26 protein-coding genes and 1 tRNA gene are annotated in these 19,275 nt (G+C 58.8%); 9 read left to right on the plus strand and 18 right to left on the minus strand.

Annotation, left to right across the window (positions count from 1 at the left end):
- The 5 genes from adeC to CBW50_RS28610 all read left to right on the plus strand — a co-directional run bounded on the left by adeC (nt 1) and on the right by CBW50_RS28610 (nt 4,350).
- Nucleotides 1–1,449, plus strand: coding sequence for an AdeC/AdeK/OprM family multidrug efflux complex outer membrane factor (adeC, locus tag CBW50_RS03275; RefSeq protein WP_086144168.1), 1,449 nt, complete (start codon nt 1–3; stop codon nt 1,447–1,449).
- 63 nt (nt 1,450–1,512) lie between these two features.
- Nucleotides 1,513–2,127 (plus strand): TetR/AcrR family transcriptional regulator, encoded by a 615-nt coding sequence (locus CBW50_RS03280; protein ID WP_076566882.1) that lies wholly within the window; start codon nt 1,513–1,515, stop codon nt 2,125–2,127.
- Nucleotides 2,128–2,229: 102 nt separating this feature from the next.
- Nucleotides 2,230–2,306 (plus strand) — tRNA-Pro (locus CBW50_RS03285).
- A gap of 172 nt (nt 2,307–2,478) precedes the next feature.
- Nucleotides 2,479–3,093, plus strand: a complete 615-nt coding sequence (locus CBW50_RS03290) for a DUF1780 domain-containing protein (RefSeq protein ID WP_086144169.1) — start codon at nt 2,479–2,481, stop codon at nt 3,091–3,093.
- A 165-nt stretch (nt 3,094–3,258) separates the two neighbouring features.
- Nucleotides 3,259–4,350 (plus strand): hypothetical protein, encoded by a 1,092-nt coding sequence (locus tag CBW50_RS28610; protein WP_139842383.1) that lies wholly within the window; start codon nt 3,259–3,261, stop codon nt 4,348–4,350.
- Between the two features lie 163 nt (nt 4,351–4,513).
- On the opposite strand, the gene CBW50_RS03300 is transcribed toward CBW50_RS28610, so the two are convergent.
- The 12 genes from CBW50_RS03300 to CBW50_RS03350 form a co-directional block, all read right to left on the minus strand.
- Nucleotides 4,514–5,632, minus strand: a complete 1,119-nt coding sequence (locus tag CBW50_RS03300) for a tyrosine-type recombinase/integrase (RefSeq protein ID WP_086144171.1) — start codon at nt 5,630–5,632, stop codon at nt 4,514–4,516.
- Nucleotides 5,629–5,835, minus strand: coding sequence for a DUF4224 domain-containing protein (locus CBW50_RS03305; protein ID WP_035820921.1), 207 nt, complete (start codon nt 5,833–5,835; stop codon nt 5,629–5,631). The genes CBW50_RS03300 and CBW50_RS03305 overlap by 4 nt, the downstream gene beginning before the upstream one ends.
- Before the next feature lie 22 nt (nt 5,836–5,857).
- The gene (locus CBW50_RS03310) at nt 5,858–6,133 is read right to left on the minus strand and encodes a hypothetical protein (RefSeq protein ID WP_086144173.1); all 276 of its coding nucleotides are present in this window, start codon (nt 6,131–6,133) and stop codon (nt 5,858–5,860) included.
- Entirely contained in the window at nt 6,130–6,351 is a 222-nt protein-coding gene (locus CBW50_RS03315; protein ID WP_086144174.1) for a hypothetical protein, read from the minus strand. The genes CBW50_RS03310 and CBW50_RS03315 overlap by 4 nt, the downstream gene beginning before the upstream one ends.
- Entirely contained in the window at nt 6,345–6,497 is a 153-nt protein-coding gene (locus tag CBW50_RS29240) for a hypothetical protein (RefSeq protein WP_172404661.1), read from the minus strand. The genes CBW50_RS03315 and CBW50_RS29240 overlap by 7 nt, the downstream gene beginning before the upstream one ends.
- Nucleotides 6,494–8,332, minus strand: coding sequence for a replication endonuclease (locus CBW50_RS03320; RefSeq protein WP_086144175.1), 1,839 nt, complete (start codon nt 8,330–8,332; stop codon nt 6,494–6,496). Before CBW50_RS03320 ends, CBW50_RS29240 begins: the two co-directional genes overlap by 4 nt.
- Nucleotides 8,322–8,675 carry a hypothetical protein gene (locus CBW50_RS29860; protein WP_034745810.1) on the minus strand — a complete coding sequence of 118 codons (354 nt, stop codon included), beginning with the start codon at nt 8,673–8,675 and terminating at the stop codon, nt 8,322–8,324. Before CBW50_RS29860 ends, CBW50_RS03320 begins: the two co-directional genes overlap by 11 nt.
- Nucleotides 8,676–8,776: 101 nt before the next feature.
- Nucleotides 8,777–9,178 (minus strand): hypothetical protein, encoded by a 402-nt coding sequence (locus tag CBW50_RS03330; RefSeq protein WP_086144176.1) that lies wholly within the window; start codon nt 9,176–9,178, stop codon nt 8,777–8,779.
- A gap of 120 nt (nt 9,179–9,298) precedes the next feature.
- Complete coding sequence (locus CBW50_RS03335; RefSeq protein WP_071079002.1) at nt 9,299–9,562, minus strand: ogr/Delta-like zinc finger family protein; 264 nt, start codon at nt 9,560–9,562, stop codon at nt 9,299–9,301.
- Nucleotides 9,559–9,747 carry a hypothetical protein gene (locus CBW50_RS03340; RefSeq protein ID WP_086138170.1) on the minus strand — a complete coding sequence of 63 codons (189 nt, stop codon included), beginning with the start codon at nt 9,745–9,747 and terminating at the stop codon, nt 9,559–9,561. Before CBW50_RS03340 ends, CBW50_RS03335 begins: the two co-directional genes overlap by 4 nt.
- 48 nt (nt 9,748–9,795) lie before the next feature.
- A complete protein-coding gene (locus CBW50_RS03345) occupies nt 9,796–9,993 on the minus strand; it encodes a hypothetical protein (protein WP_071322622.1) in 198 nt (65 codons plus the stop codon).
- A 10-nt stretch (nt 9,994–10,003) separates the two neighbouring features.
- Nucleotides 10,004–10,207: a hypothetical protein gene (locus CBW50_RS03350; protein ID WP_086144177.1), complete on the minus strand. Its 204-nt coding sequence runs from the start codon at nt 10,205–10,207 to the stop codon at nt 10,004–10,006.
- 81 nt (nt 10,208–10,288) lie between these two features.
- Here CBW50_RS03350 and CBW50_RS03355 point away from each other — a divergent pair, with 81 nt between their 5' ends.
- The 4 genes from CBW50_RS03355 (at nt 10,289) to CBW50_RS28620 (ending at nt 13,406) form a co-directional block, all read left to right on the plus strand.
- Entirely contained in the window at nt 10,289–10,729 is a 441-nt protein-coding gene (locus tag CBW50_RS03355) for a helix-turn-helix domain-containing protein (RefSeq protein ID WP_086144178.1), read from the plus strand.
- 18 nt (nt 10,730–10,747) lie between these two features.
- Nucleotides 10,748–11,428, plus strand: coding sequence for a hypothetical protein (locus tag CBW50_RS28615; RefSeq protein ID WP_139842384.1), 681 nt, complete (start codon nt 10,748–10,750; stop codon nt 11,426–11,428).
- 341 nt (nt 11,429–11,769) lie between these two features.
- Nucleotides 11,770–12,180, plus strand: a complete 411-nt coding sequence (locus tag CBW50_RS03365) for a hypothetical protein (RefSeq protein WP_086144180.1) — start codon at nt 11,770–11,772, stop codon at nt 12,178–12,180.
- A gap of 203 nt (nt 12,181–12,383) precedes the next feature.
- Nucleotides 12,384–13,406, plus strand: a complete 1,023-nt coding sequence (locus tag CBW50_RS28620; RefSeq protein WP_139842385.1) for a hypothetical protein — start codon at nt 12,384–12,386, stop codon at nt 13,404–13,406.
- 84 nt (nt 13,407–13,490) lie between these two features.
- Here CBW50_RS28620 and CBW50_RS03375 read toward each other — a convergent pair whose 3' ends face one another.
- The 6 genes from CBW50_RS03375 to CBW50_RS03400 all read right to left on the minus strand — a co-directional run bounded on the left by CBW50_RS03375 (nt 13,491) and on the right by CBW50_RS03400 (nt 19,224).
- Complete coding sequence (locus tag CBW50_RS03375; protein ID WP_086144182.1) at nt 13,491–14,723, minus strand: phage late control D family protein; 1,233 nt, start codon at nt 14,721–14,723, stop codon at nt 13,491–13,493.
- The gene (locus CBW50_RS03380) at nt 14,720–15,328 is read right to left on the minus strand and encodes a phage tail protein (RefSeq protein WP_086144183.1); all 609 of its coding nucleotides are present in this window, start codon (nt 15,326–15,328) and stop codon (nt 14,720–14,722) included. Before CBW50_RS03380 ends, CBW50_RS03375 begins: the two co-directional genes overlap by 4 nt.
- A 15-nt stretch (nt 15,329–15,343) precedes the next feature.
- Nucleotides 15,344–18,172: a phage tail protein gene (locus CBW50_RS03385; RefSeq protein WP_139842386.1), complete on the minus strand. Its 2,829-nt coding sequence runs from the start codon at nt 18,170–18,172 to the stop codon at nt 15,344–15,346.
- A 75-nt stretch (nt 18,173–18,247) separates the two neighbouring features.
- Nucleotides 18,248–18,361 (minus strand): GpE family phage tail protein, encoded by a 114-nt coding sequence (locus tag CBW50_RS03390; protein WP_086144185.1) that lies wholly within the window; start codon nt 18,359–18,361, stop codon nt 18,248–18,250.
- Nucleotides 18,362–18,369: 8 nt separating this feature from the next.
- The gene (locus CBW50_RS03395) at nt 18,370–18,678 is read right to left on the minus strand and encodes a phage tail assembly protein (RefSeq protein ID WP_086144186.1); all 309 of its coding nucleotides are present in this window, start codon (nt 18,676–18,678) and stop codon (nt 18,370–18,372) included.
- 39 nt (nt 18,679–18,717) lie between these two features.
- Nucleotides 18,718–19,224: a phage major tail tube protein gene (locus CBW50_RS03400; RefSeq protein ID WP_086144187.1), complete on the minus strand. Its 507-nt coding sequence runs from the start codon at nt 19,222–19,224 to the stop codon at nt 18,718–18,720.
- Between the last annotated feature and the right edge of the window lie 51 nt (nt 19,225–19,275).

Here is a 19,275-nt window from a genome sequence, read left to right on the forward strand (position 1 = left end):
ATGAAAAAAACGCTACTCTCCATGGCGGCACTGGCCTTGCTGGCCGGTTGCAGCCTGGCCCCCACGTATGAGCGTCCGGCAGCGCCGGCGCCCACGGCGTGGCCGACCGGCCCGTCCTACAAGGCCGACACGGCCGCTGCCGACGCCAAGCCGGTGGCGGACGTCGCCTGGCGCGAGTTCTTTGCCGATGCGCGCCTGCGCCAGGTACTGGAACTGGCGCTGGCCAACAACCGCGACCTGCGCGTCTCGATCCTGAACATCGAGAAGGCGCGCGCCACGTATGGCATCGAACGCGCCGCCCTGATCCCGACCCTGTCGGCCTCGGGCGGCCAGTCGGCCACGCGCATCTCGAAAAACGCCAGCCCGACGGGCGAAGCGTCCATCAACCGCCAGTACACGGCGAACCTGGGCGTATCGGCCTACGAGCTGGACTTCTTCGGCCGCGTGCGCAGCCTGTCCGACAGCGCGCTGGAACAATACCTGGGCACGGAAGAAGCACGCCGTGCGCAGCAGATCAGCCTGGTGGCCGAAGTGGCCAGCACCTATCTGAACCTGGTGGCCGACCAGCAGCGCCTGCGCGTGGCGCAGGACACCCTGAAGAGCCAGCAGGCCTCGTACGACCTGGCCGTGCGCCGCTTCAGTGCCGGCGCCACGTCGGGCCTGGACAAGTACGATGCCCAGACCAGCGTCGAATCGGCCCGTTCCGACGTGGCTGTATTCACGAGCCAGGTTGCGCTGGATCAGAACGCGCTGGTCCTGCTGGTGGGCGGCCCCGTGCCGGCCGACCTGCTGCCGCAAGGCGAGTTCGGTAGCGTCACGGCGCTGGCGGACATTCCGTCCGGCCTGCCATCGGACGTGCTGCAACGCCGCCCCGACGTGCTGGCTGCCGAGCGCACCCTGCGCGCCGCCAACGCCAATATCGGCGCGGCGCGCGCGGCCTTCTTCCCGCGCATTTCGCTGACGGCGACGGCCGGTTCGGTCAGCGACAACCTGTCGGGCCTGTTCAAGGCGGGCAGCGGCACGTGGAGCTTCCTGCCGCAGATCAGCTTGCCGATCTTCGATGGCGGCGTGAACCGCGCCAACCTCGATATCGCCAAGGTGCAGCGTGAAATTTCCGTGGCGCAATACGAAAAGGCGATCCAGGTCGCCTTCCGTGAAGTGTCCGATGCGCTGGCCCAGCGCGGCACCATCGACGAGCGCCTGCAGTCGCAGGTCGCGCTGGTCGAGGCGTCGACGAAGAGCTACACCATCCACGACGCGCGCTACAAGCAGGGCGCCGAGTCCTACCTGAACGCCCTGGTGGCCCAGCGCGCGCTGTACACGGCGCAGCAAAGCCTGATCACGGCGCGCCTGGCCAAATCGACCAACCTGGTGACCTTGTACAAGGTGCTGGGCGGCGGTTGGCAACCTGAGCAGACAGCCGTCGCGGCGGCTGGCGGCGTCCAATAATCACGGGGACGCCGACGCCGGCCTTGCCCGCAAGGGCAGGGCCGGCGCGCTACTGGAAAAGTCATGAACCAAGTTGAAAAGAAGCATCCGGATCCCGAGCGCGCCAACACGCGGCGCAAGCAGGTGCTCGATGCGGCCGAAAGCTGTTTCAGCCGCCGCGGCTTCCACGGCGCCAGCATGGCCGAGATCTCGAAGGCGGCCGGCATGAGCGCGGGCCATATCTATAATTATTTCGACAGCAAGGATGCGATCATCGCCGCCTTCGTCATGCAGAATACGGAGCGCGTCTCCAATTTGATGCAGGACCTGGCGCAGCGCGACGATCCGCTGCAGGCCGTGATCGACAATGCGGGCGAGCACGTGCTCGAAGCGCTGGACGCGAAGACGTGGATGATGCCGCTGGAAATTTTTGCCGAAGCGTCGCGCAACCCGGTGATCGCCGCCATGCTGCAAACCTCGGACCAGCGCTCGCGCCAGTTATTTCTCTCCATCATACGCGACGCGCGCATCAAGCGCGGCTTGCCGGCTGACGAGGAAATGCTGCAAGGACGCCTCGATGCCCTGGTCGCCCTGTACCAGGGTTTGCCCGTGCGCTTCATTCACAATCCGGACGTGAAGGTCGAGCCGCTGATCGCCGGTTTTCGCATCATCCTGACGGCGCTCTTGCTGCAAGAATAGGCCGCTTGCCAGCGATGGATAAAAATCTTTGTGCAGTTCGATATGAATCAAGCGCAAAGCATGGCAAAAACCTAAAAGCGTCTGCTATAATTCTTACCTCGTCGGGGCGTAGCGCAGCCTGGTAGCGTACATGCATGGGGTGCATGGGGTCGGAAGTTCGAATCTTCTCGCCCCGACCATTAGATTCAAGGAGTTACAGCGCAAGCTGTATAGAAACCCAGTACTGTATATTATACGTTTGTATAATATCGGTGCTGGGTTTTTCCGTTTACGTGACGTATGATTTGATCATCGCCGCGTACCGATGGCTGCTTTCGGCCAGCACCGAACCTCAACTAATATTTGAATATTATGAAAAAGCCAAATATTATCAATGAGACAGCGCTTCTTGATGAGATGAAGCGCTCGTTGAAAGACGATGCTGATTTTTTTTCGAATAATGGAAAGGAGGCTAGGGAAATATGGGTGGTACGTGAATTCCTGCGCCGCATCAACCTTCCATTTGAAGACTCAGAATTGGTGTCGCAAAGGCAAGATAGTAAGATTGATTTGCAGTTCCGCTCGGCTAATTTCCAAATTAAAGAAATAACGGACCCAAATATCAAGCGTGGCGATGAGGTCAGGGCTGCCTACAAAAAAGTCAGGGATGCTAAGACTCTGGAAGACACTCTTGGCCCTGGTTTTGTGTATGATGTTCCCGCGATATCGAGTGCCTATCAGTTGGTGAGAGAGAAAGCTTCGGGAGCTAAATATAATGGCCACAAGGCTCAATTGGACTTGCTATGCTACGTTACGCGTACACGCGCGTCGAAGATATCGGCGGACGAAGTTCAATTGCCAGAGCTGACTGCACTTGGCTGGCGTTCCATTTCGTGCCTAATCGGCGATCAGGCGACAGTTCTATGTATCGGACATGATGCTCCTTTATTTCTGATAGAGGCCGCGAAAAATCAGATATTTACATGAATACATTGACTTACTTTTGGGATCGGTGAAGACGCCATTTGACCAAAAGCAGCTGCTCAACAAATATTTAAAGTCCCATGCAGGACAAATCTCAAGCAGTTTTACTGAAAATGGCATCGCTTTTGCAGACCCACTACGGATCGATCCACCGGTTAGATACCACCCATGAGCATTTACTCGTTCCAACTCAATCAGCAGTACAACCGAAGCGAAATTAGAGCTGCCGTCGGACTCGACCCAAAATCGAAAGGTGGTTCCATTGACACGGGGTATGTGCAGCTAAACGGGGCAGATTTTGTGTTCTGCACTGTAGGTGGCACCAGCCGCACTGGTCATAACTACAATAATTACTTTGAAGGCAAAGATTTGATCTGGCGCGGGAAGACTAACAGCCATATTCATCAGCCTACTATCGAGAGAATGACAGGGGCAGATGCGGAAGTCCATGTTTTTTGGCGCGTAGGTGACCGCGATCCCTTTACCTATGCAGGGCTGGGGAAAGCAGCTGCGGTCTGGGACGAAACGCCAGTCAGAGTCCGTTGGCGGTTCAGCGCTGATCAAGGATTGGTCAAACTGTTGCGTAGTTCGAAACGGCTACCAGCTATAGAGTTAAAAAAGATTGGCCAAGACCACGTTCATCAAGCAGTTCAATTAATCCGCGATGGCAGTGCTGAGCATCAGTTTGGTCCTTCGACAGACTATGATTTGATCGACTCGGACGGTGTTAGGTTGCCACCTAAAGCAGTATTCGGCCTTGCGGCGCGGCTTGCTTTAGGATTTGATGTTTTGCCTGGGCACTTCACGGCAGGCGAGACATCCCCTTGCTTTCGCATCCTTCGACGGGCGGGCTATCAGATCGTTCCCAAGGAAATGCAGGACGAGTCTATAAACGGATTTGCTGAGGATTCGCAGGATGAGCCGGCACTTGAATTATCTGAGGATGACCGGGAATGGGTCGAGGGTAGGCCGAAGCTCATAAGGCATCTTGTGCGTGAGCGTGCTAAGGGACTTGCGCAAGCAAAACGTTTGCGTTTTAAGCGAGATCATGGGAAGTTGTTTTGTGAGCGCTGCAAGCTTGACCCCGTTGAGTTTTACGGATCGATCGATGGCGAGGCCTGTATTGAAGTCCATCACAGCGAAACTCAAGTGAGTGAGATGAAACAGGGGCATAAGACTCACTTGGACTCCCTTCAGTGCCTGTGCGCGAACTGTCATCGATTAGTACACAAACAGTTGAAGGAAGGATATCCTACGTAATAACTGGCGCAAGTCTCTGCTGGGAGTGCCTATTGAACATCCAGCGGATTTGGTGTCACATGCGGGCGAGCTTGAACGTTCATCGCGACGGGTGATTCCGTCGAGAGGTGGAACCGCCATCCAGCGTTGATATAGGACGGCGGCAGTTTGCAAAAGTCGGGCTTCACTCTAGCCAGGGTAAGGCCATTGGAATCTCAGAAACATCCGCAATCACTTCCTTGATGTAGATATCAGTGGTCTTGCCAGACGTGTGCACCAAGCGCTTTTGAATGTCGCTGCGGTTCTCGCCGCGCCGTGCCGCATCCGTGGCCGCCAAAGCCCGGATATCGCGGAATACAACGTCATCCTTCATGCCAATGCGCTCCTTTGCGCGGTCCCACATCGAACTGAGGCCCGAGCGGGTGTAAGCGCCGCCTTTTTGCGTCGGGAATACGAACTGGCTGATTAGCCCATACTTGATTTTCAGTCCACGGGCGCGGGCTATCACTTCGGCAATCTCAGGCGTGACAACAATATCGACTGCCTTGCCGCTGGTTTTTTGCGTTTTACTTGGCTTGATCCTGATCCGTCCATCTTCGATCTGTGATTCTTTGAGCATGCGGATATCGATGCCGCGCGCCCACAGTAGGTAAGACATATCGATGATGCACGCGAACATCGGACCGCTGGCTGTGGGGATGCTCAAGCCCGTGCCCTTGCGTTCCTTGCTCATCATGCCGGCTTCGCGTATCGCTTGCACTTGCGCATGTGTGGCCAGCACCTCGCGCCGTCCGGTCTTGTAGCTGGACATGTCGAGTTGATCGATAGGGTTGTCCTGGCGCAGGCCCAGTTCACCGATGATGAACTTGAACAGCCGGCTCATCAGTGCAGCGTATTTCTTCGCTGTGTTCGGCGTGCTTTTGAAGTTGTCGCGCAGGAAGCCGGCGCAGTCCTTGGTTGTCACCTGGGAAGCATGGAATTCTTCGAACTCGTCCGCGATCACGTCCAGGTAACGACGGTAGGCATCTTGCGTGTCCTTGCCGTAGTTACTTAGCTTATTTTCTTTGAACTCCACGCACGCATGTGGCATTGAGCCTTCCACAAGTTGCGGACTGCCCAGCAGCGCGGCCAAGGCCGCCAGCATCTTGCTTTCTCCCTCGGCCTCATAGGCCAGATGAATCCAGCTTTGCATCTTGCCGTTGGCGGGGTTGCGCATCGGTGTGGCCGCCAAGTAGCGATACGCACCATTTTTCAGATATACGCGACGCGGCAGACCGCGCTTGATTTTGCGGTGACGATTCATTTTCTCGCAGATTTCCTTACAGGGGCGGGGGCCGCCGGCATGGTGGCGGGATGGATAAGATGCATGCGCAGCACACGAACTGTGTTGTCGTGCAATCTGGTGGCGGGAACGCCCATTTCCTTCAATACGCGAAGCTGCTCTGCCGCGCGCCGGTAATGCGTCAGGTCGATGACCTCTTGATCGCTCAATGCCAAGTCGCTCATGTCGGTATTTATCCTCATTGGTCTATGAAATAGTTTTTATCAAGTCAAGCTGTCGCGGGTCGCTATGATCCAGTACGTAGATATAGGTCATACCAGCTGGCGCGCGCTCTTCGCAGTCAGGTTGGCCGTTGGCCTTGGCAAGTGCTGCGGCAGTGGAGCACACACCGAACGATCGTTCAAACAGACAACCATCGCAGCCCACCGCCTCTGCCTTGTACGCCTTGAAGCGCACCGCCGTCGGATCGACGGGCACGGCGCGCTCACCGCGCCATTTATCGCTTGTGATGCACTTCGTCATGCTGCTGTCGCTGCGAGTAGCTGAACAGCGCCCAGCGGCACCGCGCGGAACATGCCCGGCCACTGGTGGTCCAGCTCGACCCACGCATGCAGCTCGCCATTGCCCACGTCGCGGCGCAAGTCGTTGACGGTGCCGGCCTGGTAGCCTTCGTCGGTATCGAATGTCACGCGGTCGCCCAGGGCGATTTGCCGCGGTGAATCGGTCAGGGTGTTCAGCATTGCGGTGCTCCTTTCAGTTTGGCGGTAACGCCGCATACGCCGAAGTGGTCGATGGCGGCCTGGATCGCGTCGCCGCTGGAAGCGGCAATCGCGGCGTATTCAAAGCGTTCGGTTTGCGTGCGAACGATCACGGCATAGGTGCTCATGTGCCATTTCCTTCATGGGGTGGGTTGTCGGGGAAGATCAGCCGGGGATACGGGCAGGCGTTGACGGCCGCCCAGGCGGCAATCAGCGCTGTTTTTGCCTCGTCAGACAAATTAGGGATTGGCGCCGCCGGCGGCGTGACCGGGGCAGGGCGGTCGGGGTGCGTACAGTTATTTACACGAGTCCGAGGAACGGCAACCCCAACAGCCACCGCGCGAGCGCCTGTGGCCTGTACCGGCGTCCACGTATGGCGCACGGACTTGAAGACCACGCCGATCAGATCGCTGCAGCGCACGCCGTAGGGCGTGATACGCAGTGTTTCACCGTAGCGGCCGATGACGGTTTTTTCGTCTTTGGCCAGCGTGACGGCCAGTTCCTTGCGCGGCACCAGGGCGCCGCCCTGGGCGCGCAGGTATTCGGCCCAGCAGGCGCGCTTTTCGCCGTCGATCTTTTGCACGGCATCCCAGGCGCGGCGCATGGCGGCCGGGGCTTCGTTGAGCATGTTCTCCTCGATGCGGCGTAATTCGCGCCACACGGTGACGGGCGCGCCGCCCCATTGCTGGAATTGCCGGATGCCCCAGCGCGCGGCCCACGCCTCGACGCGTGCCGATGGCGTCAGTTTGATGTCGCCTTCGGTATCGGCCGTGACGATGTAGCCTTCCTTGGTCTTGTGGTCGGCCACGCCGTCAATGTTCTTGGCTACGTACTTGGCGATGTAGCCGGCCGCGCTGCCCTTGGCCCAGTCGATGCGCTTGACGTCCAGGCGGCGCTGGAAGGCGCCCGGTTCGCCACGGTCCACGCGCCAGGCGTAGCGCTTCATGATGCGGATGGCGCGGCCGGCCACATCCTGCAGGTGGGCCGTCTTGTATTTCGCGGTGGGGCGCACGAACAGCAGCAAATGCCAATGCGGGCAGCCGTCGTGATGCGGTTCGGCGATGCGGAAGCCGTACAGGCCGATGCCACGGCGCGCCAGCGCGGAGCGGCACAGGGCCGTCATCTTGCCCAGGTAGGCGTTGGCCTCGCGTGGTGTTGAATTATCGTATTTTGGGTTTGGCTTGCCGCTATGCTGCATGGCGTGGAAGCGCGATGGGCACGTCCACGTGATGAAAATGCCCTGGTCGCCGCACTCGCGGGCGATCTGCTCGAAGCCGTTGATGCGCAACATCAGCTCGCCGCGCCGGATGGCCTTGTTCGCTGTCGTTTTTTCGGCCAGCTCGGCAATGCTGAATTGCTGGCCATTCTCGTTTTGCACCAGGGTTGCGGCCAGCGCCGCCGCATTGCGACGGTTCTGCGCCAGGCGGGCCAGCACGGCCTCTGTGCTGGCGTAGGGTTCGCCATGATAGTTGACGTAGCCCAGGCGGATATTGCCCGCCTCAAAGGCGCGGCCTACGCGCTTGCGCAGTTGCCGGCGCCACCAGCGGGCGTCCACCAGGCGGGCGATGGTGTCGGCCGCTTCGTCAAATTCCGGCAGCTCGATGCCATACGAGGTGCATTCGTCTTCCATGATCTGCAGGGCATGCTTGTCGGAGATAGCACCCCACAGCATCTTGACGATGCCGGCCGCTGCGCGCTCGGCCGTGGCCACGATGTCGGCATCGCTTTGCGACAGGTCAACGCCGGCCGGCACGTACTGTTCGGCGAACTCGCGCACAAAGCTGGTAGCGATGGACTCATAGATTTTGTACCAGGACGACCAGGCCATCTTGGCCAGGGCCGCGTTGATGATGCGATTGCGCCACTTGAACGGTATGCGGGCCAGTTCGGGCGCGAACTGTGCGGATCGCAAGAAGGCTTCGTGACGCTGTGCGTCAGGCAGCAGGATTTGTTTAGATTGCATTCAACAGTCTTTCGTACACACGGATAGCGGCAGAGGTGGCGGCGCGCAGCTCGATGCGCTCTTCCTCGGTAAATGAGTGGATGGGCGATTCCCAGCGGTCGGCGTCCATGCCGGCGGCGATCAGCACGGAGCGGCGCGCCCCGCGTGGCGACAATCCCCAGGCCTGGGCCATGAAGGGCGCCAGGTTGCGCGGCTTGATGCTGCGTAGCTGGGCCTTGGCTTCGGCGATGGCGGCCAGCGCGTGTCCGGCGCCTGGTGGCGTCGGCATGTCCTTGTCGCGCGCGGCCAGAATCTCGGCAGCAGGCTGGAAGGACAGGTGATTGTCGATAAGGGACGCCGGCATGGTTCAGTCCTTGATGGCGCCGATGGCCCGCAGCACGTCAGGGGTAATGACGATCAGGAGCGACAGCAGCCAGATGCCGCAGGTTTTGGCCAGGCGCAGCATCAGCGTGCCCCTTCCTTAGGAAAATACTTGGCCCAATCAGTCTGTGTTCTTAAGGAGCTGATGTACGGCACGACGCCCAATTCGCTGGCGAACAGATAGCGCAAATCGATTGCCAGATCGCCGAGCAGAACACGTTGGTGCTCAGGTGTAAAAAAGCCCGAAACATTCAAAGCTTGCGCATCGCTGATGATGAAGGTGAGATTGGCTGCGCCGTAGGCGTGATAGGTCTTGGCAATCTCATGGATGCGGGCGGTCAGCGCCGCGATGCCGATGCCCGAGCTGGCTTGCAGCAGAAAACACGTTGGCGCCACGGGGACAATACAGTTTTGCAGGGTCGGGCGGATCGTGCTTGATGCCATGGATTTGTCGGCATGACTGGTGGCGTGCAGCGTGTTTTCCATCGGTTTTCCTTATTTCAGGTTGAACGAATCCCGCACGCTCAAAAAGGAGCGCAGCAGGGCACAGCAAAAGAGGGGAGTTACGGCGGCCGGGCTACGGCGGCGCGAGGATCAGGATAGTCATCAGCAGCCCGCAGTCAGGTCCAGGGCCAGCTGGCTGGTGGCTGCCGTGCGCGCATGCTGGGACATCGGGATGCGGATATCCGGCTTGGGCATGGCGGACAGCGAGAGGGTGCGCAGCACTTCCAGGCCTGCCACGAAGGAGTGCCCGCAGTCCGGGTTCTGGCACATGTAGGTGATTTCCTTGAACATGGCGGACATCGTGCGGCTCTTGACGGCGCGGACGGTGTATTCGCAATGCGGGCAGGGCAGGCCGATGACTCTCATTTCAGCTTTCTTTCCACTTGGTACAGGGCGCGACCGCGACCTGTCATGTTTTTTGACTGCTTGCGTAAGCGCGATTTGACGAGCCATTCGGCTGCTTGCTCGATACTTGCCAGCCCTTGCCGTTGACGAACGACTTCCAGCGCTGCAAGTTCTTCGTCATTGATATGAATTTCGTGATCGGGCATGTTCGGCAGCTTTTCAGTTACTCAAAAGTTACTATTCAGGGACTCGGTTTAAGCGCTGCGACGCTGTACGCTGTCGATGTCGTCAGCAGCAATAGCGGCAAGGGCTTCACGCATGACGATCTGGCGCACAAGTACCGCGATTTCTTCGCCTTGGTAATTGGCGATAGAGGAAACGAGCTGGTGCTCGTAATCGTCCAGGCGCAGCATGACTTTATGGCTGCGGATACGTTTTGCATCGGGATACATGACGTTGTCCTTAGTGGGTGGTTTGGGTAGCGAGTTCGCGCTTATAGTCGGCGAGGCCGCGCAAGATCAGGAAGCGTAAGAACCAAGCACGGGACCGTTGTTGCGCAGCGGCAAAGGATTCGACTTCCAGCACCTCATCAGGCGCCAGACGGACGCCTAGAGGCTGCGACGTGGCGCCCTTGGGAGTGCGCCCGATTTTGGATACGTTTTTCATAATGTTATGATGTGTAATCGCTACAGGATGGCGTAACTATAGTGTACGAACGTACACCTGTCAATGAGATTTAGTGAAAATATGAGCACCATTGGGGAAGCACTAAAAGCCGAGCGCCTACGCTTAGGCATGAATCAGGAAGAGTTTGGAGCGGCGGGTGGCGTAAAAAAGCGTACTCAAATATCGTATGAACAGGACGAGCGTTCGCCGGATGCTGTTTATTTGCGCGCAATCTCTTCAATCGGCGTTGACGTTCAATTTATCCTTACTGGAGATCAGGCGACAGCCTCGCTCACTCAGGACGAAAAGGAATTGCTGACTGGTTATCGTGGCTTGGATATTCGAGGAAAAGCAGGTGTGCTAGGGATGATCGACGGGATGAGCTCTACCCCGGCAGCGGCCCCTGCAAAGAGCGGCCCACATGTCGAGTTCCATGGAAAGGTTGGCCACCAAGTGACCGGCAATATCACTGGAAATCAGACCATCAACATGGGTGGCGGCAAGAAGAAGATTAAAGATTAGGAAAATGACGGATCACTGATGGCAGAGAAATCAGAGTTTTACGGGGAAGTTGGTCAGGCTGTTGTTGGGGATGTGATAGAGGGGCCTCGCCAAAGTAACGTGGTCAATTTCACGATAGGTTCGAAGCCTGAATTTCAGCCGCTGACGAAGTTGCAGCGGCAAGATGTGACTGCCAAGGTTAAGACACTGGTTGGGCTTAGTGGCGGGCCAGCATTGGATGTTTACCGCGTGCTGCTGAATAATTTCGGTGCGGCTAATATGAATGCATTCCCTGGTGATAAGTACATGGCAGCGATGGCGTTGCTAAATGCCCGTATTGTTGCCCTGCAGAATGGGCCAGGACCAATGCCCGTGCCGGTAGGTCCGGTTGCTCCCACTATCTCACCACATCAGGAAACCGTGCACCTGAAGATGCCGTGCGCGTCCTGCGTTCGTCACGCGGCCGAAATGAAACGGATGTGGGCTACGGTTTTAGTGTTGTGCGTACTGCTGCTTGGTTCGGCGCTGCTTTGCGGCTGGCTATTGCTGCCTTCGGCTGTCGGTGCTGCACCAGGATCGTCCACTGAGACACAGTGTTTCGTCGATGGCAAGGCGTATTCATTGGGAAGTTCCAGCAGGATGCCGAATGGGGCGGTACGCGAGTGCGTGAGTAACGTCTCCGACGGGATTCCCCGGTGGTCCGCAGGCACAAGAAAATGAGGTTCTTACTAGTCAAGAAACTAGCCTTTACCGCCTGCCTACTTGCATGCATCCCACTGCTGGCGGCCAATACGCCATGCTCGGGCCGCAAAGGTGGCATTTCTCATTGTGATGGCGCGACTTTCGTCTGCAATGACGGCTCGATCAGTGCATCGAAAAAGATATGTTCCGCAACTGGTCAGCCAGCCAAGGCGCCTGTGGCTGATTCCTCCGGCTGCTCTTGTCGCAGTGGAAGCTACTGCACTGGACCGCGTGGTGGACAGTACTGTCTGAGCGACAGCGGCGCCAAGAGTTACCGACGCCGCTGATTCACACTTTGTTTTATACACACTGACATTTATATGAAAAAAACAATCGCTGCCATTGCATTATTCTCGCTTCCTTTCCTCGTTTTTGCCGATGCCAAGACAGTCACGTCCCCAGTCGAAGTCCAGAAAATCATTGCCCAAATTTCCGTTGCCGACAAGACTTTTGGCTATAAAAATATTGGCGAGAGAATGCAGAAGATTGGCATGACAATCAGCTCCGTTCGAGTCGACCAAGTTGGGAAAGAAGATGCCGAGCCACCAATGTATCGTGCCGGCGACCAGGTGATTTCAATATTTACCAGTGAACCATCGGAAGCGGTCAAAGCCATTTGCCCAATTATGGGATCGCCGGTGTTTATCAAGCGCGGCGGCGCATACATTCCTTCTGGTCGGACCGCATATTGGTTGATGCACAATAAATGTGAGAATGGAGAGCGACGTTAACTTTGAATAGCTCAGGTTTATTCCGACATTTAGCGTACGATGAATGGCATGTTCTGCCCCTGAGACTGACGTTAGAGGAGAACGATCGATACCGCAATGATAGCGTTACCGCGCGCGCTGGCCCTGTCCGACTTTAGCTCATTAGGTGCCACATGTGCGCGGCTCCCCAACCACCACAGTATTTACTTGGGAAGTGCCATATTATGGAATACGCAGCGTACGGGCGAGCGATAGCGTTGTCCTCTGCACCTATTGTTGGGCTTTATCGTTTTGGCGACGAATTTCAGATATACCCTGCGCCCGTTGGTTCACCGACAACCAATCATATCGAGGCAACCTATCCTTTCATCATCGAGGTGAAGTATATGGCCACAGATCAAGGGAAACAACTTGAAATGGGCTTCATCGAGCCTGACTGGATTAATCAAAGCCGGCGAGTTGACCGCATTAACCATGTACTACTTTGGCTCACCACTTTAACGGCCTTCCAGCTTGTTTTTCCTAAACAACGATCATCATGGTTCCGGTCGGATTCGGATCGCCACGTCGATCCGTTCCCACTCCCTCAATGGGGAACTGAGGCATACATCCTGCGCGAGATCGGCCCTTGTATCGAAGCGTTTACGGAACCTGACTACGCTGCGATTCAGCATACAGAGATTCATGAGTATCACTCACGCATTGGACTCATACTGGGACATGAGTTCGATCTGCCAGACTCGATCACTGAGTTGCTGAAAGATGTAATTTCACTTGATGCTGAAGCGACGGAGACGTTTCTCTCTGCGTGTTTATTGTTTCGTCAAGCGATTGATCTATGGCAATGCTATTCAAGCTTATCCTTTGCTTCGGCTGTTTCGGCGCTTGAGACGCTCATAGATTACAACCATAGAGAGCTTAAATTAGAACGTTGCGGAACGTGCGGGCAAGAACGATATCGAGTTGTGAAAAAGTTCCTTGATTTCTGTCTTCAATATGGTGTTGGCAATCGCAAAGATCTTTATCAGGAGTATAAGAAGGCCTTTAGTAAGATATACAGCATACGTTCTGCATTGTTGCATACAGGAAAACTGATGCACGATGACTTGTATTGCCCCACTATCGGAACATGGGACAACTTTGAAGAGCGCGAACAACATCGCACCCTCCTGAGGTTGTATCGGATATGCGCGCTAAATTGGTTGCGCGCAACTGCTGCAGAGCAGAGAGTAAAGCGGGTGGGTTAATCCTTGGCTCAAAGAAGCGGTATTCTCGTAGGGGTACACTCATGTTGTTTCGCTGTCATTGTGGGCCGCCGTGTACCTATCTGTTCATGGCACCTCGCCATTCTCCCTGATGATGTCGCGCACTTCCTGAATGCGCTTCCACGCATGCAGCGCCGCCCGCTTCGCGGCCTGCTTGCTCTTGTAAACGTGATCCAGCGTCTTGAGCGTGCCCGTGGCCCCAGCCTGTTCCTGGCCCGTTTTTTTCTTCTTCGCCGCCACGTCCTTCCATTTCGCCGCCACGCCCGTGATGCCTTCGTCCGGGTCTTTCTCTTCCTCTCGCTCGGCCTCTACCGCTTCTGTCTTCGTTTCAAATTCCACCCGCGTGGTAAAGCCGTTGCCGCCCAGGTTGTGCGTGACCTTGACCGATAGCCATTCGGTAGCGTCGATCTCGGGCTTGAAGCCTTGCACGGTCACGGGGGATTGCGGGAACACGGCCGGGTTGCCCAGGGCCAGGCTCATTTCAAAGGTGGCCAGGCCGCGCAGGATGCGCTGCCATTCGGCCACGGCCGCCGCGCGCGCATCGGTTTCGCTGGCGAAGGTCGTGCGCAGGCGCTTGCTGTTGCCCGGCACGCCGGCCACCACGCTGCGGCGGCGCGCGTAGCGCTCGTCGTGCCAGAACGCGCGCACGCCCGTGTAGGCGTCGCTTTCGGCGCTGTGGTAGCGGTGGCCGTCGCCCAGGGCGCGCGTGATGGGGATGACGGGCAGCGCCTTGCCGCTTGCGGTGCGGCTCTGGTTGATGGGGATGAAGAGCAAGGTGTCGTTCTTGACGGTGGCCACCGCGTCGTATTTCCTGCCCAGCCGGCGCAGGAAGGCCGCATCGCTTTCGTGGGTCTGGTCGATGTGCTCGACGGCGGTATCGCGCAGGCGCGCGGACACGCCCGACGCCAGCTCGTTGCGAAAGGCGATGGCCTCGATGATGGCGCCCAGAGTGGTCTTGTGAAAGCTGTGTTCCTGCTGCTGTTTAAACGTGTCGATCAGGTTGGCCGACCTGGCGCGCAGGGTGATGGTGTCGGGTGCGCCGCTGTGCTCCACCTCGTCGACGGTGAACCTGCCCATGTCTACCAGGCCGGTGGCTTGCCAGCCCAGCGCCAGGGCGATCTGCGCGCCGCGCGGCGGCAGGGCCAGCTTGCCGTCGCTGTCATCCAGGGAAATGTCGAGCTGGTCGCTCTCGTCGCCACGGCACAAGGTGAGGGTCAGATTGATTAGCCGCGGTGACACGATGGCCGTCAAATCCTTGTCCTCGATGCTGACCTTGAAGGCGGGGATATGCTCGCTCATTTGAACTTGTCCGCCGCGCTGCCGATGGCGCCGCTGATGGTGCCCCCGATCTTGTCTTTCATTTCACTCACTACACCGCCGTATTTTGACGTGATGCCGCCGACCACATTGCCCACGACGCTGCCCACGGCATTCTTGGCCGCGCCGGCAATGCTGCTGGTCATGCCGTCGATGCTGAGCATGTTTTTCAGGTCGCCGATGTCGCCCAGGCCGACCATGGCCAGCACGCCGTCGTCGTCGCGCTTGAGTGCAATCGAGAACTCGACGCGGCGCGCGCCGCCGCTGCCGTCCAGGATGGTGCGGCCTTCCGTCATGCTGGTGATGCGGTAGGAGCCGAGTATTCGACCCGTGCCCTGGATCAGAATCCACGATTTACCCGTGTCGGCCATCATGCGCAGCGCATCGAGTGAATACAGGGAGCCGGTCAGTTCCGGCGCCACCCAGCCAGACAGGGTGATGGTGTCGTCGCCGGGCCCCACGTACTGGTGCGCGTCGCGCAGGCCCATGCGCGCCGTGCTGGCGTGCTTCCATTCCGTTTGCCGCTGCAGCTCGTGATAGGCCAGCGTTGGCAGGCTGAACACGAACATTCCTAAAATCATCATCATGGTGTGCTTCTTTCTTTAATCGTGGTCGCGCAGGGAAGAGCGGATGCGTGCGGCCTTTTCACGGTCGCGCTGATCGAGCGCCGCGCTTACCGCGCGGGCGATGGCCTGCGGATCGGTGCCGGCCTGCACGTTGAAGGTGATTTCGATCTTGTCGCCCTGGATCGTCATACCGGCGCCGAACCCGCCTTGGGACAACGGGGCGCGCGTGTCGAAGGCGCTGGCGGGCAGGGCCGTGGCCGTGCCGATGGCGATACCGGCGCCCAGTTGCGTCAGACGCTGCGCCAGTCCGGAAACCTTGGCAATCGGCGCACCCTCGCTGCGGTCCAGGCCCACGGCCAAACCCTGCATGGTGTAGTCGCCCAGCTGGGCAAACACGCGGCTTGGGCTGTGGATGCCCAGCTTTTCCTTGAACCAGGCAATGGTGCTGGAACCGGCATTGCTGATGGCGTCCTTGACGGCGCCCATGGAACCCGTGATGCCGTTGACCAGGCCGCGCAGGATGTTGGCGCCGAACTCGGTGAACTGGGCCGGCAGCTTGATGCCGAACCAGCTCAACACGCCCGCGAACGCCTGATAAAACACGCCGACCGGTGACCAGTTGATAATCAGGGCGCTGATACCCGCCAGGCCGCCGGCACACGTCGCCTTGAGCTGCGACCACACGCCGGCAAAGAACGTCTTGACCGGCTCCCAGCATTGATAGATGACGTTCAAGCTGCTGGTGATGCCGCTGGCCATGCTGCGCAGCAGGCCGCTGCCGAAGTCGCTGAACCTGGCCGGCAGCGCAATGCCGAACCAGCCCAGCACGCCCGCGAAAGCGCGATAGAACAGGCCGAGCGGTGACCAGTTGGCGATCAGGGCGCTGACGCCGCCAATGCCGCCGGCAAACGCAGTCTTGACGTGCGACCAGATGCCGCTGAAAAACGCCTTGATCGGCTCCCAGTATTTGTAGATCAGGTAAGCGGCGCCGGCGATGGCCGTCACGGCCAGGCCAATCGGATTGAGCATGAAGGCACGGCCCAGCCACAGTACGGCCCGGCCCGCCCACATGAAGGCGCCGCCCAGGCCGCGCAGGATGGGCGTGAGCACGCCGCCCGTCACGCCCATTTTGGCAAACATGACATGCAGCATGGCATACGGGCCGATCATGGCGGCAATGCCCAGCATCAGCGGCCCGAGTACCAGCAGCAGGCCGGCCAGCACGGCAAAGGCGGTAATCATGACCTTGGCCACGGCCGGGTTGCGCTCCATGAAGCCATTCAGGCGTTGCACGGCGCCAATCGCCATTTCCAGCCCCTGCGCGTACAGCGGCAGGATTTTTTCGCCCATGGTGAGCTTGAGGTTGGCCAGCTTGGCTTGCGCTTCCAGTTCCTTGCCAGCGGCAGAGTCGCGCCCCAGCTTGTCCAGTTGGGCGATATTGGCGGCGCCCCGGTTGAGCTTTTCGTTCTTGTGAATCTGCACGCGCTGCAAGTACATCTGCGAATGCAGGTTCGACGCGGTGCGGTTGGAAAAAATGCTGCCGATGGCGTCGAGCACCTGTTTCTTTTCGGTGATGCCCTTCTTTGCCAGTTGCGGCAACAGCACCTTTTCCAGCCATTCGAACTGATTTTCGCGGAACAGCTCTGAACCCAGCAGCGCGCCGGGATCGAGGAAGGAAATTTGCCCCGCTTTGTCGTGCTTGACCTTGCTCTTGTCGCCGATCAGGCCGAATTCTTCCAGCTTTTTGGCTGAGCGCTTCGTCGTGCGGCCCTGGTACAAGTTCTGGTAGGCGCTCATCAGGGACGTACCGACGCGGTTGCCGCCCATTTCCTGCACCAGCGGTTCCATCTGGTAGTAAAAGGCATCGTCTTGCAGGCCCTTGGCGGCGAGGCCGCCGGTTTTAATCATGTTCAGCCATTCATTCGGGCCGACGCGCCCGCCCGTGGCAGTGATGACTTGCTGCACGATATTGGCCTGGGCCTCGAACTTTTCCTTGCTCTCCAGGCCGCCGCGCAGCTCGATGACCTTGAGCATGTCCATGAACTTGCGTTCGTTGTCGGCGCCCTCGGCCTCGCCGAAGAAGGCATGATTGGCAAACTTCATTTTGGCCAGGGTAGGGGCGACCATTTCCGCGTGGTGCACGTCGGCAAAGGCGCTCATGCCGTCGCGCATGAGCTGCAGGTTGTCGAGCTGGCTGGTGCCGTAGGTTTTCATGTTGCGCGCGAAGGCGACGGCTTCGGCAGATACCTTGTCGCCCAGGCCCAGCGCGTTGACGCGGCCCACTTCCGTTTGATAGTGCTTGGCCTCGTTCAGTCCCTTGACGACGGGCGCGCCGATGACGGCGCCCGTGGCGGTCGCGCCAGCGCCGGCCATGGTCAGGTTGCCCGCGCGGTTGCGCAGCTTGTCGGCGTGCTGGGTGGCGTTGGTGACGCGCTGCTGCTTGGCGTTTGCATTGGCCAGCTTCTGCTGCTGCAGCGTCATGGTTTTGTTGGTGGCCTCGATTTCGCGGCGCAAGGTGCGCTCGTGGTTGGCCAGGTCTTTGGTGCCGATGCCGGCGCCCGCCAGGCGCTCGCGCATGACCTGCAGTTGCTGCGCCTGCTGCTGGCCGGCCATCTTCAAGGCGCCGGCCGCTTTGACTGCGGCGTTAAACTCGCGCGTCATGGCGCGCGTGGGCGCTTCCGTCTGTTTCATCTTGGTGGCCAGGCTGGCCACCTTCTGCTGCGCCGCTTCCAGCTTGCTGCGGGTGGCGTCCAGGCCGCCGTGCAGCTCGCGAAATTTGCTGATGTTCTTTTGCTGGGCGTTCAAGTCGCGCAAGCGGTCGCTGGTGGCCTTCAAGGCCTTGGCCGTGTCGCTGGAGCCGCCCATGATTTTTTTCAGCGGGCCGGTAATCTTGTCCAGTGCCGCAAAAACTACCTGTAATTTCAGATCCCGACCAGCCATCTATTCCGCTCCGCTTCGTTGCCTGGCGCGTTCGCGCCAGGCCATCAGTTCATCCATCGTAAAGCCGTCCATCGCGGCCGGCGTCCAGTGAAAGACGCCGGCAATGTCGGCCATGGCGTCTTCTACTTCGCCGGGGATACCGAAAGGCGATCGGCCTTGCTCGCCAAAAAACCGGCAACCTCGGCGCCCACGGCCAGCAGGTCGGCCGGGTCCATGTTGGCGATGTCGTGCGTGGTCAAGGTCGGCTCGGTGATGCGCGGCAGCACGATCTGCAGGGCAGATACGTTCAGGTTGGCCAGTTCGATCAGGGACACGCCGCGCAGGGCGCCCGCCTTGGGCTTGCGCACGGTCAGCGAGGTGATGACGGTGTCGCCGCGCTTGATCGGTTCGTCCAGTTCGATGACGGATTGGTTTTGGGTATCGTTGTGCATGGTGTGGTCCTTGTAGGGTGGTGGTAAATAAAAAGGGGGTTACAGGCCGATGGCCTTGCGGATGGCCGCATTGGTGTCGCCGCCGAAGTTTTCGGTGCCGCTCATGAAGTCCAGTTCGATGACGGTGGCGCCGTCGATCAGCAGCTTGTAGTAGCTGCAGGGCATCGTGTATTTGTGGGTGGTGTCGTCGCCCATCTTGGCCGCGCCCATGTCGATTTCCTTGTAGCGGCCGCGTACGACCACTTCCACGGCGGCGACCGTGCCGTCATCGTCTTCCTGGTAGGCGCCGGCAAAGCGCAGTTGCACGGCGCCGTGCGTGTGCGCACCGTACTGTTTCAGGGCTTCGGCGATCAGGCCGCCGCCGCTCCATTCCAGCGACAGCGCCTCGTTGCCGAAGTCCACGGACACGGGGCCGCTCATGCCGCCGGCGCGGTACTCTTCCATTTTGCGGCTCAGTTTCGGCAAGGTGACTTCCGGCACCATGCCCAGGAAGGACACGCCGTTTTGAAACAGGTTGAAATTTTTCAGTTTGCGGGGCAGGCCCATAGTGTTCTCCGTTGTTCAGTTGCGCCCGCGCGGGCGCGGGCAGGGTGGTGA

The sequence above is a fragment of the Janthinobacterium sp. GW458P genome, assembly GCF_002127585.1.
In the GTDB taxonomy this organism is placed as follows: Bacteria; Pseudomonadota; Gammaproteobacteria; order Burkholderiales; family Burkholderiaceae_D; genus Janthinobacterium.

Bases quoted from the DNA above. Each gene is read 5' to 3' on its own strand.
- CBW50_RS03320 (WP_086144175.1), bottom strand. From the start codon at position 8,332: ATGCAATCTAAACAAATCCTGCTGCCTGACGCACAGCGTCACGAAGCC.
- CBW50_RS28620 (WP_139842385.1), top strand. From the start codon at position 12,384: ATGGAATACGCAGCGTACGGGCGAGCGATAGCGTTGTCCTCTGCACCT.
- CBW50_RS03400 (WP_086144187.1), bottom strand. From the start codon at position 19,224: ATGGGCCTGCCCCGCAAACTGAAAAATTTCAACCTGTTTCAAAACGGC.
- CBW50_RS03305 (WP_035820921.1), bottom strand. From the start codon at position 5,835: ATGAGCGACTTGGCATTGAGCGATCAAGAGGTCATCGACCTGACGCAT.
- CBW50_RS03330 (WP_086144176.1), bottom strand. From the start codon at position 9,178: ATGGAAAACACGCTGCACGCCACCAGTCATGCCGACAAATCCATGGCA.
- CBW50_RS03380 (WP_086144183.1), bottom strand. From the start codon at position 15,328: ATGATGATGATTTTAGGAATGTTCGTGTTCAGCCTGCCAACGCTGGCC.
- CBW50_RS03355 (WP_086144178.1), top strand. From the start codon at position 10,289: ATGAGCACCATTGGGGAAGCACTAAAAGCCGAGCGCCTACGCTTAGGC.
- CBW50_RS28615 (WP_139842384.1), top strand. From the start codon at position 10,748: ATGGCAGAGAAATCAGAGTTTTACGGGGAAGTTGGTCAGGCTGTTGTT.
- adeC (WP_086144168.1), top strand. From the start codon at position 1: ATGAAAAAAACGCTACTCTCCATGGCGGCACTGGCCTTGCTGGCCGGT.
- CBW50_RS03345 (WP_071322622.1), bottom strand. From the start codon at position 9,993: ATGTATCCCGATGCAAAACGTATCCGCAGCCATAAAGTCATGCTGCGC.
- CBW50_RS03315 (WP_086144174.1), bottom strand. From the start codon at position 6,351: ATGCTGAACACCCTGACCGATTCACCGCGGCAAATCGCCCTGGGCGAC.
- CBW50_RS29860 (WP_034745810.1), bottom strand. From the start codon at position 8,675: ATGCCGGCGTCCCTTATCGACAATCACCTGTCCTTCCAGCCTGCTGCC.
- CBW50_RS03310 (WP_086144173.1), bottom strand. From the start codon at position 6,133: ATGACGAAGTGCATCACAAGCGATAAATGGCGCGGTGAGCGCGCCGTG.
- CBW50_RS03280 (WP_076566882.1), top strand. From the start codon at position 1,513: ATGAACCAAGTTGAAAAGAAGCATCCGGATCCCGAGCGCGCCAACACG.
- CBW50_RS03390 (WP_086144185.1), bottom strand. From the start codon at position 18,361: ATGGCCGACATTGCCGGCGTCTTTCACTGGACGCCGGCCGCGATGGAC.
- CBW50_RS03290 (WP_086144169.1), top strand. From the start codon at position 2,479: ATGAAAAAGCCAAATATTATCAATGAGACAGCGCTTCTTGATGAGATG.
- CBW50_RS28610 (WP_139842383.1), top strand. From the start codon at position 3,259: ATGAGCATTTACTCGTTCCAACTCAATCAGCAGTACAACCGAAGCGAA.
- CBW50_RS03350 (WP_086144177.1), bottom strand. From the start codon at position 10,207: ATGAAAAACGTATCCAAAATCGGGCGCACTCCCAAGGGCGCCACGTCG.
- CBW50_RS03375 (WP_086144182.1), bottom strand. From the start codon at position 14,723: ATGAGCGAGCATATCCCCGCCTTCAAGGTCAGCATCGAGGACAAGGAT.
- CBW50_RS03300 (WP_086144171.1), bottom strand. From the start codon at position 5,632: ATGAATCGTCACCGCAAAATCAAGCGCGGTCTGCCGCGTCGCGTATAT.
- CBW50_RS29240 (WP_172404661.1), bottom strand. From the start codon at position 6,497: ATGAGCACCTATGCCGTGATCGTTCGCACGCAAACCGAACGCTTTGAA.
- CBW50_RS03395 (WP_086144186.1), bottom strand. From the start codon at position 18,678: ATGCACAACGATACCCAAAACCAATCCGTCATCGAACTGGACGAACCG.
- CBW50_RS03385 (WP_139842386.1), bottom strand. From the start codon at position 18,172: ATGGGCGGCTCCAGCGACACGGCCAAGGCCTTGAAGGCCACCAGCGAC.
- CBW50_RS03365 (WP_086144180.1), top strand. From the start codon at position 11,770: ATGAAAAAAACAATCGCTGCCATTGCATTATTCTCGCTTCCTTTCCTC.
- CBW50_RS03340 (WP_086138170.1), bottom strand. From the start codon at position 9,747: ATGCCCGATCACGAAATTCATATCAATGACGAAGAACTTGCAGCGCTG.
- CBW50_RS03335 (WP_071079002.1), bottom strand. From the start codon at position 9,562: ATGAGAGTCATCGGCCTGCCCTGCCCGCATTGCGAATACACCGTCCGC.